Raw genomic sequence first — 12,900 nt, 5'->3', positions numbered from 1 at the left:
GTCCTAAAACTATCATTCTAATATAAGTGGGGGTAACAGATATGTACTTTAAGCTATCAGAAGAGCATGAAATGATTCGTAAAATGGTGCGAGATTTTGCCAAAAATGAGGTAGAACCAACAGCTGCAGAACGTGATGAAGAAGAGCGTTTCGACCGTGAAATCTTTGATAAAATGGCGGAGCTTGGCTTAACAGGGATTCCATGGCCAGAAGAATACGGCGGGATTGGCAGTGATTATCTCGCATACTGTATCGCAGTTGAGGAGCTTTCACGCGTGTGCGCATCAACCGGGGTAACACTCTCCGCTCATACATCCCTTGCAGGCTGGCCGATTTACAAGTTTGGAAGTGAGGAGCAAAAGCAAAAATACTTACGACCAATGGCACAAGGTGAAAAAATCGGTGCATATGGATTGACAGAACCAGGATCGGGCTCTGATGCAGGTGGCATGAGAACAACAGCAAAGCTTGATGGAGACCACTATGTTCTAAACGGATCAAAAATCTTTATTACAAATGGTGGGATTGCTGATATATATGTAGTGTTTGCTTTAACAGACCCTACCTCTAAACATAAAGGGACAAGTGCTTTTATTATCGAGAGTGACTTCCCTGGCTTCTCTGTTGGGAAAAAGGAAAAGAAGATGGGGATTCGTTCTTCACCAACAACTGAAATAATCTTCGAAGACTGCCGTGTGCCAAAGGAAAACCTTCTTGGCGAAGAGGGTGAGGGCTTTAAAATTGCGATGATGACACTTGACGGTGGTCGTAATGGAATTGCTGCGCAAGCGGTCGGAATTGCACAAGGTGCACTTGATGCTGCAACAGAATATGCGAAGGAACGTGTTCAATTTGGTAAGCCAATTGCAGCCCAGCAGGGTGTGGGCTTCAAGCTAGCTGACATGGCAACAAATGTGGAAGCGGCTCGTCTATTAACCTATCAAGCTGCATGGTTAGAGTCAGAAGGACTTCCATATGGGAAGGAATCGGCTATGTCCAAACTATTTGCGGGCGACACAGCAATGAAGGTAACAACAGAAGCCGTTCAAGTGTTTGGTGGGTATGGCTATACAAAAGATTACCCTGTAGAGCGCTATATGCGTGATGCAAAAATCACTCAAATCTATGAAGGTACCCAAGAAATTCAACGTCTCGTTATCTCAAGGATGCTTACAAAATAGTGGGTCAAGGGGACAGGTTCTGTGTCCCAAGAAAAAAATGGTGGGACAACGAACCTGTCCCCCTGTCCCAGCAGGGAGTGAGGATATGCGAAGGAATGATGTACCGGCTTCGGTGAAGGATGAGCGGTTGATTAAGAAACGGCGCGACCAGATGATCAAGGGTGCAGTGACTCTTTTTAAGGAAAAGGGATTTCACCGTTCTACAACGAGAGAAATTGCAAAGGCAGCAGGTTTTAGTATTGGTACGCTCTATGAATATATTAGAAAAAAAGAGGATGTTCTCTATTTGGTCGTGGATAGTATTTATGACCAGGTACAGGAGCGGCTTCAGCAGGCGATCAACACGAAAGAAGGTAGTATCGAGAGCTTGAAACTTGCGATACACAATTACTTCGTCGTCATGGATGAGATGCAGGATGAAGTGCTTGTCCTCTATCAAGAGGCAAAGTCACTCTCAAAGGATGCACTTCCATATGTGTTGAATAAAGAGGTCGAAATGGTAGGGATGTTTGAAAAGGCCATTGAGGACTGTATTTCAAATGGTGAACTTCATTTACCTAAAAAACAGGTGGAGCTTGTCGCACATAATATTTTCGTTCAAGGCCAAATGTGGGGTTTTCGCCGTTGGGCAATGCGCAAGCTTTTCACGATAGAGGAATATATCGATATGCAAACAGAGTTGCTGTTAAAGGGAATAGAAAGTGTAGAGTAAATCGGTGTTGGTGTCTTTCGAGTAAGAAATAGTGTTTTCGGTAAAGGAATTGCTATGTCATGGTGTCCACAGCAAAAAGGGACGTCAATTTTTCAATATCAGCACGACTGGGGGAATAAAAATGAGTACGGTAGAAGTATATCGTCCAAAGAACCATGTGCGTTTTGTTACGGCTTCGAGCTTGTTTGATGGGCATGATGCCTCAATTAATATTATGCGTCGTATCCTGCAGGCAAGCGGGGCAGAGGTGATTCACCTTGGGCATAATCGTTCAGTCGAGGAGGTTGTCAACGCAGCAATCCAAGAGGATGCACAAGGAATTGCAATCTCATCCTATCAAGGTGGCCATGTCGAGTATTTTAAATATATGTATGATCTCCTGAAGGAGCGGGGCGCATCCCATATTCGTATTTATGGTGGTGGCGGAGGTGTTATCATCCCACGCGAAATTAAGGAACTCCATGAATATGGCATCGCAGGAATCTTTTCACCTGAAGACGGAAGAATCCTAGGGCTTCAAGGGATGATCAACAAAATGCTGAAGGAATGTGACTATCCGACTAGCACAGAACTTACCGAGGAGCTTACACTTTTGCAGCAAGGGGATTACAATGCAATCGCGAAGCTCATCACAATTGCTGAAAATCAAATTGATGTGTCCGGCGAGCTGGCAGTCGCAACAGAAACCATTATTAAAAAAGTAAAAGACCTTGAACAACGTGTCCCGGTTGTAGGGATTACAGGAACAGGGGGCGCTGGTAAAAGCTCCTTAACCGATGAATTAATTCGCCGCTTCCTAAATGAATTTGATGATAAAAAGGTAGCAATTCTTTCTGTTGACCCAACAAAGCAAAAGACAGGTGGAGCTCTACTTGGTGACCGAATCAGAATGAATGCAATATTTTCACCAAGGGTGTATATGCGTAGTCTTGCCACAAGGGGATCTAAGACGGAGTTATCACTTGCTATTAAAGATGCAATCGCTGTCGTAAAAGCAGCTGGATTCGACTTGGTTATTGTTGAAACAAGTGGGATCGGACAGGGTGATGCTGAAATTACGGAAGTTTGTGATATCTCCATGTATGTCATGACCAGCGAGTTTGGTGCACCATCACAGCTCGAAAAAATAGACATGATCGATTATGCGGACCTCATTGTTATTAATAAATTTGAGCGAAAAGGCTCCGAGGATGCGAGACGTCAAGTCCAAAAGCAGTATCAACGTAGTCATCTTTTATTTGAAAAAGACTATGAAGACATGCCAGTCTTCGGAACAATCGCAAGTCAATTTAACGATCCAGGAACAAATGCCCTATTTGCCAATCTAGTTGACACAATTAACGAGAAAATGGGCACAGGCTGGTCTACTACTTTTGATAAGAAGGCAGATGTTCAAAAACAAAATGTCATCATTCCAAATGATCGCCGCTATTATTTGCGTGAGATCTCAGATAGTGTTCGAAACTATCATAAGAAAGCCTCGGCCCAGGTTGAAGTTGCTAGGAAGCTATTCCAAATCAGCGGTACCATTGAAAGTGTGAAGGAGCTTGGAAACGAAGAGGTTCTTTCTACACTTGAAACCCTTCAGAAAGAGTATGAAGCAAAGCTGACTGCAGAGTCTAAAAAAATCTTAGAGAACTGGGAAACATTGAAGGAAACGTACAAGGGTGAAAAATTCATTACGAAGATTCGAGACAAGGAAATTGTCACTCTTTTAAAGACGAAAAGTCTTTCTGGATTATCCATACCAAAGATTTCACTCCCAGGTTATAAGGACTTTGGAGAAATCTTACGATGGGTCTATAAGGAAAATGTACCGGGTGCGTTCCCGTATACCGCAGGCGTCTTTCCGTTTAAGCGGGAAGGAGAGGATCCCAAGCGTCAGTTTGCTGGAGAAGGAACTCCAGAAAGAACGAATCGCCGCTTCCACTACCTTTCTAAGGATGATGATGCGAAACGATTAAGTACAGCGTTTGATTCGGTGACTTTATATGGCGAGGATCCGGCATATCGCCCAGATATTTATGGGAAAGTTGGCGAGAGTGGAGTTAGCGTTTGTACCCTTGATGATATGAAAAAGCTGTACAACGGATTCGATTTATGTGCGCCTTCCACCTCTGTGTCGATGACCATCAATGGGCCGGCACCGATTATCTTAGCGATGTTCATGAATACAGCGATTCACCAGCAAGTCGAAAAACGTGAGCAGGAGCTTGGTCGTATTTTAACGGTTGAGGAGTTTCAAGAGGTGCGGGCAAAAACACTTCAGACCGTTCGCGGAACCGTGCAGGCTGATATTTTAAAAGAAGATCAAGGTCAAAATACGTGTATTTTCTCAACGGAATTTGCTCTTCGGATGATGGGGGATATTCAGGAGTATTTCATTGACCATAAAGTGCGAAATTATTATTCTGTTTCAATCTCTGGCTATCATATTGCTGAAGCGGGTGCGAATCCAATTTCGCAGCTTGCGTTTACGCTTTCGAATGGGTTCACGTATGTGGAATATTACTTAAGCCGTGGCATGCATATTGATGATTTTGCGCCAAACCTTTCCTTCTTCTTTAGCAATGGGTTGGACCCGGAATATACGGTGATTGGCCGTGTTGCACGTCGTATTTGGGCAACTGTCATGAGAGAAAAATATGGTGCAAATGAGCGAAGCCAGAAGCTTAAATATCATGTGCAAACATCGGGACGTTCGCTACATGCCCAGGAAATTGATTTTAACGATATTCGTACTACTTTACAGGCGCTTATGGCCTTACATGATAATTGTAATTCCCTTCATACAAACGCATACGATGAGGCGATTACAACACCAACAGAAGAGTCTGTACGGCGTGCAATGGCGATCCAGATGATTATTACAAAAGAACATGGCTTAACGAAGAATGAAAATCCATTGCAAGGTTCCTTTATTATCGAGGAGCTGACTGATTTGGTCGAGGAAGCGGTTCTTCAAGAGTTTGATCGACTCAATGACCGTGGTGGTGTGCTAGGTGCCATGGAAACACAGTATCAGCGTGGAAAAATTCAGGATGAATCCATGCATTATGAGATGAAAAAGCATACAGGTGAGTTGCCGATTATTGGTGTGAATACGTACTTAAATCCAAATCCGCCAACGGAGGAAGATTTAAATAATATCGAACTTGCTCGGGCAACGAAGGAAGAAAAAGAGCTTCAGATAAATAATCTGCGTGAATTTCATGAACGCAATAAGGATAGAGTAGAAGAAGCATTACAACGTTTAAAACAAGTTGCCGTAAACAATGGAAACATCTTCGAGGAGTTGATGGAAACGGTACAGGTAGCAAGCCTTGGCCAAATCACACATGCTCTTTATGAAGTTGGTGGACAATACCGCAGAAATATGTAAACAATAGAGGCTGAGCTTATTTTTTATATAGCTCAGCCTTATAAAATGTTTCATTTTGATTAAGGCTCTTCACAGCAACAAGCTTTATTAATTTAGTAGTGGTATACTAATCAAATGCGCCTTGGCGTATTTGCGCCCAGATTTTATTCGAGCTCGCGAGAATATCTCCGATAAAAAATCTGAGGCATCCGCCGGAGGCTTTACTATATTCAATCATTGGTTAAAATCTTCTGAACTAGTTCCTAAATTTGCGGTCAATGTCACCGCATATACTAGTGGGAACTTCTGCTGAATAAAGTAAAATAGTGCCAAAAAATTATTAGACTGGCATAAAGTGGTTGATTTTGTTTATAATGAATGATATGTATTTTACAGAACTCTTTTTTATTTTTTAAAAAGCCATGCAGTTTTCTATAAAACAGCATAGCCTACATCATTACATACAACATGTTTTACCAAAAATTGCAGTTATTTACATAGAAAGGGAGTGCCTTGATGAGTCTTAATCAATACTCACCAGACCAAATTAAAGAAATGTCAATGCTTGAAGTGGCGTATGAGATTTTCTTAGGGAGAAAAGATGCGATTGGGTTCCAAGAACTAGTTGACGAAATTGCAAAAACGCTAGAGCTAACAGAACAAGAGGTTGCAACTAAAATATCTCAGTTTTATACAGATTTAAATATTGATGGTCGTTTCATTACATTGGGAGACAACCGTTGGGGACTACGTACGTGGTATCCATATGAGCAAATCGATGAAGAGGTTATCCATACGGAGAAACCTAAGAAGAAGAAAAAAGGTAAGAAGAAAAAGGATGAAGATGATCTCATCGCCTTTGATGATTTAGATGAAGATGACCTAGATTATGATGATGAAGACTATGACGATGATGATGAGATAGATGATGTGGATGATTTAGATGTCGACGACGATGAAGATGACGACGATGATTTTGACGATATAGACGATGATGACGATGAATTGCTTGAAGACGAGGAAGAATTATTAGAAGATGACGAATTTGAGTTAGAAGAAGATGAGGAAGAGGAAGAAGAGTAATCGCCTTTTCAAAATAAACTTCCACTTTCCGGTGATAGAAGGTCAATCGTAGAAAATCTACAGAACTTCATATTGACTTTTCTATCGCAAGTCGGTAGAATCATTTTTGGGCTCTCAAAAAAGAGTAACTAACGAAACCATATTATAAAGTTTCGCTCCCTTACATATGTAAGTGGAGCTTTTTTATTTTATAAAAGAGTGAAGGTTCGGTTTTGAAAAATATTTCACCCCCGGCACCATCAAAGATTCTTATGTCTAGCCCAAGCGCCAGCCCTTCGAGGTCATAAGCAAATCCGTTAAGAAGGATAAAGAACTTCCTTCTGGCCGGAATGTCTTATGCTTATCACGGCTGAACCAGGCGCTTGAGCTTTTCAATTTATACAATTTGACTCTTTTGAGCAAACTTTAACTAATACATAGATTGGGGGAAAAGAGGAAGATGACAAAGTATATTTTTGTTACAGGTGGCGTTGTGTCGTCCTTAGGTAAAGGGATTGTTGCAGCATCTCTAGGTCGCCTATTAAAAAACAGAGGAATGAATGTTACCATTCAGAAGTTTGACCCATATATTAACGTGGATCCAGGGACAATGAGTCCGTACCAGCATGGTGAGGTATTTGTTACCGATGACGGTGCTGAAACAGACTTGGACTTAGGACATTATGAACGTTTTATAGACATTAATTTGAACAAGTACAGTAATGTGACAACAGGTAAAATCTATTCGACTGTTCTGAAGAAGGAGCGTCGTGGTGATTATTTAGGCGCGACTGTTCAGGTTATTCCGCATATTACGAATGAAATTAAGGAAAGAGTGTTCCGCGCAGGACGTGAAACAAATGCAGACGTGGTTATCACTGAAATTGGTGGTACTGTAGGCGACATCGAATCCTTACCGTTCTTAGAAGCGATTCGTCAAATTAAAAGCGATGTAGGCTCTCGTAATGTCATGTATGTGCATTGTACACTTGTACCTTATATTAAAGCTGCAGGCGAGATGAAAACAAAGCCAACTCAGCACAGTGTAAAAGAGCTGCGTAGTCTAGGAATTCAACCAAATATTATCGTTGTACGTACAGAGATGCCTATATCTCAAGATATGAAAGATAAAATTGCGCTATTTTGTGATATTGATTCTCAAGCGGTTATTGAATGTCGTGATGCAGAAACATTATATACAATTCCATTAGCACTACAGGAACAAGGCATTGATCAAATTGCTTGCGAACACCTCCAATTAGATTGCCAAGAAGCAGATATGACGGATTGGATTAAACTTGTGGAGAAGGTAACGAATCTATCAAAAACAACAAACATTGCGTTAGTTGGAAAATATGTAGAGCTACAAGACGCCTATCTTTCAGTTGCTGAAGCACTAAAGCATGCCGGTTATGCATTCGATTCTGACATCAACATCAACTGGATAAATTCAGAAGAAGTGACAGATGAAAATGTTTCCGAGCTACTAGCTGGTGCAGATGGAATTCTTGTTCCAGGTGGTTTTGGAGACAGAGGTGTAGAAGGAAAAATTGCTGCGATGAAGTACGCTAGAGAGGAAAAAACTCCTTTACTAGGAATTTGTCTTGGTATGCAGCTAGCATCTGTTGAGTTTGCACGAAATGTACTAGGTCTTCAAGGGGCCCATTCTGCTGAACTTGATCCAAATACACCACATCCAATTATTGACCTTTTACCAGAACAAAAGGACATTGAAGATTTAGGTGGCACACTGCGTCTTGGACTTTTCCCTTGTAAGATTGAGGAAGGTACAAAGGCATTTGAAGCCTACAATGATGAAGTAGTATATGAGCGTCATCGCCATCGCTACGAATTCAACAATCATTATCGTCAAGCAATGGAAGCAGCAGGCTTTGTCTTTTCAGGGACAAGCCCAGACGGACGTCTTGTGGAGATTATCGAGTTGAAAGACCATCCTTGGTTTGTAGCATCTCAATTCCATCCAGAATTCAAATCAAGACCAAATCGTCCACAGCCATTGTTCAGAGAATTTATCCGTGCATCACTTGTTAATGCTGAAAAACTATAAGAAAAATCAAGGGGCGTCCAATAGGGCGCCCCATTACCATTTATTCGAATTCTTCTACCATTTCCTTAATCGTAAACACGAGTCCATAATACGCATATAGCGCCGTGATGACGCTTGGAAACCCAAAACGTGTCCCATTCTCATCAGGAATAAGTGGTTTTTGTAATTTGCTATCGATATGGATAGTAACGACATCCTCCAAACTACGTTCCCCATCGTTTTTTACGATTGCCGAAATCGCAACCGTTTGAATTCCGTTTTGACGTAGTTCTTCTGCAAGCTGGATTGCTTCTTGATCGGTCGAGAATCTAGTAACTAAAAGAACACTGTCTACATCCTCAATATCATTTATTTTCCCGCCTTCATACATTGGACGAGCTGACTTCAATGGTTCTGCCCCAAATAATGCCTCTGTTGTAATGGCAGCCATTTCTGAAAAACCATGGATGAAAATGGTGCCATCACTAATGACTGATTGTGCGAGGATTCTTGCACCATCCTCCATATTCATTTCTTCTTGATCCATAATTTTCTTAAACTGTCCCTGTAGCTGGGTAGTGAAAATTTTTAACATAAAAGTAAAACTCCTTACTCAAAAATAGTTTGACTTACTATGATTATCATTATAACGTTATAGGAAAAAAATAAGAAACCATGTCCTAATACGTAAGAAAATATAGTTTTCATATTGGAAATAAAAGTTTTCTACGTAAAAAGAAGGAAATTGTTGATTTTAGTAGAATAGAGTTTATTATTGAACATAATCAGAGACTAACTGATTTTTAGGACAAAAGCACTTATTTATTTTTATCTATTTTAAAGGGGGTTTTTAAAGGATGTCAGAAAAAATCTTAATTGTGGATGACCAATACGGAATACGAATACTGTTAAACGAAGTGTTTCAAAAAGAAGGTTATACGACATTCCAAGCAGCTAATGGAGTACAAGCAATTGATATTGTACAAAAACATACTCCAGATTTGGTATTACTAGATATGAAAATCCCTGGTATGGATGGGATTGAAATATTAAAAAGGCTGAAAAAAATTGACCAAGATATTCGGGTTATCATTATGACTGCCTATGGTGAGTTGGATATGATTCAGGAAGCAAGAGATTTGGGGGCTATCACTCATTTTGCAAAACCATTTGATATTGATGAGCTTCGTGAAGCAGTTAGAGCAAATATTCCACTGAAATCGGAATAAAAAAAGACAAAAGAAGAAAATCGCAATATTAACGCATTGTAAACGCTTAATAGAAAAAACGTTAAAATATGGTCTATTGCGAAATCAAAATCTTGTGATATGCTTGTACTGTGTTTATAGCTATTCCTTGGGGCAAGAGGCTTTTGTCACCCTTTTGTCTATTATTTTCTATCCTTATCCTTACATATTATGATTTTGTTTCGGTCATTATAAATGTGATACGAAAACGTTGGAATAGGTATATAACTAACCTCGGTACGATAGCCGTGGTTCTACGTGTAGAAGGGAAAACTCCCTTTTATACAAAAAAACGGTACATAAGGAGGAAATTCACATGCCTTTGGTTTCTATGAAAGAAATGCTTGAAAAAGCAAAAGCAGAAGGTTACGCAGTAGGTCAATTTAACTTAAATAATCTTGAATTTACACAAGCAATTTTACAGGCTGCACAAGAAGAGAATTCACCTGTTATTTTAGGTGTTTCTGAGGGTGCTGGTCGTTATATGGGTGGATTCAATACAGTTGTGGCTATGGTAAAGGGACTAATGAAGGATTTCAACATCACAGTACCTGTAGCTATTCATCTTGATCATGGTTCTAGCTTTGAATCTTGTGCAAAAGCAATTCATGCTGGTTTCACATCTGTCATGATCGATGCATCTCACCATCCGTTTGAAGAGAATGTTGCAACTACATCTAAAGTTGTAGAATTAGCGCATTTCCACGGAGTATCAGTTGAAGCTGAGCTTGGTACTGTAGGTGGACAAGAGGATGACGTAATTGCAGAAGGTGTAATCTACGCTAATCCTGACGAGTGTGTAGAGTTAGTAAACCGCACTGGAATTGATTGCTTAGCACCTGCTTTAGGTTCTGTACATGGTCCATATAAGGGTGAACCAAACCTTGGATTTAAAGAAATGGAAGAAATCGGGAAAGCTACTGGATTACCACTAGTTCTTCACGGTGGAACTGGAATTCCAACAAAGGATATCCAAAAGTCAATTTCTTTAGGTACTGCAAAAATTAACGTAAATACAGAAAACCAAATTGCTTCTGCAAAAGCAGTACGCGAAACATTGGCTGCAAAGCCAAATGAATATGATCCACGTAAATACCTAGGACCTGCTCGCGATGCAATTCGTGAAACAGTAAAAGGCAAAATGCGTGAATTTGGTTCTTCAGGTAGAGCATAAGCGAAACCTTTTTATAAAAGGAAACGTCTAACTAATTGAATACATCGGAGGATGTACCTCCGAACTATATCGGATACCGCTTTTTTCCAATTATGACAACGTAATTTGGAAGAGCGGTTTTCTTGCGTTATAATAGAAAATGTAAAAGGTTCATTTACCTTTAGTTAGCAGACTTACCTTATGAAAGTTTGGTGAACTCGCTTGACTAAAAAGGAGCCACTTACAGAATCGATGGGAATCTAGGGGTAATTACAGGTAATCAAAATTAAAAAGAACTGGAAGGAGTGATTGCGTAAGTACCCAGAGGACAAATCCATATCGTATCACTAGACCTTACATAGAACTTCAACTAGAAATTACTTCTGTCATAAAACTTCATATAACTATTTCACTATAATGCACTACTTTTGTCGTACTACATTCCTTCGGAAGAATTATCTTCCATAGGTGGGATTGATTGTTTTTTGAAAAAGTTGCTAAAATGGTACATGTGCAATTCGTTTTCGTGTAAACTAAGAATTAATACTTGTACAACTACGTAATAAATGCATGTCAAAATATACCAGTTCAAGTGAAGTTACAACCCGTTGCATATCTGTTATTGTAACGGAATAAGGGAAAAAGACACCGATTCCGGGTTGTCATCCGGCGAGACTTGTTTTTTTAAAAGATACCTTCTTAACAAGCTTGATAAAATTTCGGATGCACACATACGCCAAAGTGAATTTGATGTGCGAAAGCCCGGTAGTAGTATCGTGGCAAGCAAGGTTTCCCTTACAAAACCGTCATCTTCGCTAGAAGGGAGACACATATGGAAAAACTAAAAATAGCAGGCGGTTATCCATTAAAAGGATCTGTAAAAATTAGCGGGGCAAAGAATAGTGCAGTAGCCCTTATCCCAGCAACAATCCTAGCAGAAACGCCAGTTACTATTGAAGGCCTACCTGATATTTCAGATGTTCAAATCTTAGGTGATCTACTTGAAGAAATAGGTGGCCGAGTATCGATAAATAAAGAAGAAATATTCGTTGACCCATCTAATATTGTGTCAATGCCACTTCCAAATGGAAAAGTAAAGAAGCTTCGAGCATCCTATTACTTAATGGGAGCAATGCTAGGGCGTTTTAAAAAGGCTGTTATTGGCTTGCCAGGTGGATGTCATTTAGGACCACGACCAATTGATCAGCATATAAAAGGCTTTGAAGCACTTGGAGCAAAAGTTACAAACGAACAAGGTGCAATTTACCTCCGTGCAGATGAGTTACGAGGTGCTCGAATTTACCTCGATGTAGTAAGTGTTGGAGCAACGATAAATATCATGCTAGCTGCGGTACGAGCAAAAGGTCGTACGATTATTGAAAATGCAGCAAAAGAGCCAGAAATTATCGATGTTGCGACCTTATTAACAAGCATGGGGGCTAAAATCAAAGGAGCCGGAACAGATGTAATCCGAATTGATGGTGTGGATTCCTTGCAGGGCTGCCGCCACACGATTATACCTGACCGTATTGAGGCTGGAACATATATGATTATAGGTGCTGCAATGGGAGAAGGTGTGTTAATTGACAATGTTATCCCACTACACTTAGAATCATTGATTGCCAAGTTCCGTGAGATGGGTGTATCCGTGGAAACAAGTGATGATCAAATATGGGTGGCTGGTCGTAAGGACTTAAAAGCCGTAGATATCAAAACACTCGTGTATCCTGGGTTCCCAACCGACTTACAACAACCTTTCACTTCTTTCCTAACGAGAGCAAGTGGAACGGGGGTTGTGACTGATACAATATATGGAGCAAGATTTAAGCATATTGATGAGCTTAGACGGATGAACGCTCAAATTAAAGTTGAGGGACGTTCGGCGATTGTAACAGGACCTGTTCAGTTACAAGGTGCCAAGGTGAAAGCAAGTGACCTGCGCGCGGGTGCTGCACTTGTAGTAGCAGGCTTAATGGCTGAAGGAGTCACAGAAATCACAGGTCTCGAGCATATTGATCGTGGTTATAGTCATTTAGAAGAAAAACTCTCAGGTTTAGGCGCAACGATCTGGAGAGAAAGTTTATCCGAAGAAGAAATTGAACAAATTCAAAATTCGTAACAACCTTTTGAAAAGTAA

Annotated in this window: 9 protein-coding genes; 8 read left to right on the top strand and 1 reads right to left on the bottom strand. The window is 40.4% G+C overall.

What is annotated here, in order from left to right; translation table 11 throughout:
• Window positions 1-41: 41 nt before the first annotated feature.
• The 5 genes from ACWNMY_RS10090 (at window position 42) to ACWNMY_RS10070 (ending at window position 8,384) form a co-directional block, all read left to right on the top strand.
• Window positions 42-1,181, top strand: coding sequence for an acyl-CoA dehydrogenase (locus tag ACWNMY_RS10090; RefSeq protein ID WP_449538096.1), 1,140 nt, complete (start codon window positions 42-44; stop codon window positions 1,179-1,181).
• An 85-nt stretch (window positions 1,182-1,266) separates the two neighbouring features.
• Window positions 1,267-1,893 carry a TetR/AcrR family transcriptional regulator gene (locus ACWNMY_RS10085; RefSeq protein ID WP_449538095.1) on the top strand — a complete coding sequence of 209 codons (627 nt, stop codon included), beginning with the start codon at window positions 1,267-1,269 and terminating at the stop codon, window positions 1,891-1,893.
• A gap of 121 nt (window positions 1,894-2,014) precedes the next feature.
• Entirely contained in the window at window positions 2,015-5,275 is a 3,261-nt protein-coding gene (gene icmF / locus ACWNMY_RS10080) for a fused isobutyryl-CoA mutase/GTPase IcmF (protein ID WP_449538094.1), read from the top strand.
• Window positions 5,276-5,770: 495 nt separating this feature from the next.
• Window positions 5,771-6,337 carry a DNA-directed RNA polymerase subunit delta gene (gene rpoE, locus ACWNMY_RS10075; RefSeq protein WP_449538093.1) on the top strand — a complete coding sequence of 189 codons (567 nt, stop codon included), beginning with the start codon at window positions 5,771-5,773 and terminating at the stop codon, window positions 6,335-6,337.
• Window positions 6,338-6,776: 439 nt separating this feature from the next.
• Window positions 6,777-8,384: a CTP synthase gene (locus ACWNMY_RS10070; protein WP_449538092.1), complete on the top strand. Its 1,608-nt coding sequence runs from the start codon at window positions 6,777-6,779 to the stop codon at window positions 8,382-8,384.
• A gap of 40 nt (window positions 8,385-8,424) precedes the next feature.
• On the opposite strand, the gene ACWNMY_RS10065 is transcribed toward ACWNMY_RS10070, so the two are convergent.
• Window positions 8,425-8,958, bottom strand: a complete 534-nt coding sequence (locus ACWNMY_RS10065) for a DUF2529 domain-containing protein (protein ID WP_449538091.1) — start codon at window positions 8,956-8,958, stop codon at window positions 8,425-8,427.
• A gap of 262 nt (window positions 8,959-9,220) precedes the next feature.
• Between ACWNMY_RS10065 and ACWNMY_RS10060 the strand changes: the two genes are divergently transcribed.
• The 3 genes from ACWNMY_RS10060 to ACWNMY_RS10050 all read left to right on the top strand — a co-directional run bounded on the left by ACWNMY_RS10060 (window position 9,221) and on the right by ACWNMY_RS10050 (window position 12,882).
• Window positions 9,221-9,592, top strand: coding sequence for a response regulator (locus tag ACWNMY_RS10060; RefSeq protein ID WP_449538090.1), 372 nt, complete (start codon window positions 9,221-9,223; stop codon window positions 9,590-9,592).
• 334 nt (window positions 9,593-9,926) lie between these two features.
• On the top strand, window positions 9,927-10,784 hold the full coding sequence (locus ACWNMY_RS10055; RefSeq protein WP_449538089.1) for a class II fructose-bisphosphate aldolase: 858 nt from the start codon (window positions 9,927-9,929) through the stop codon (window positions 10,782-10,784).
• Window positions 10,785-11,595: 811 nt separating this feature from the next.
• Complete coding sequence (locus ACWNMY_RS10050) at window positions 11,596-12,882, top strand: UDP-N-acetylglucosamine 1-carboxyvinyltransferase (RefSeq protein WP_449538088.1); 1,287 nt, start codon at window positions 11,596-11,598, stop codon at window positions 12,880-12,882.
• Window positions 12,883-12,900: the final 18 nt, after the last annotated feature.

This window comes from Ferdinandcohnia sp. Marseille-Q9671, assembly GCF_976954385.1.
Note: the sequence above shows the minus strand (reverse complement) of the source record. Positions and strands in the feature narration are given on the sequence as shown.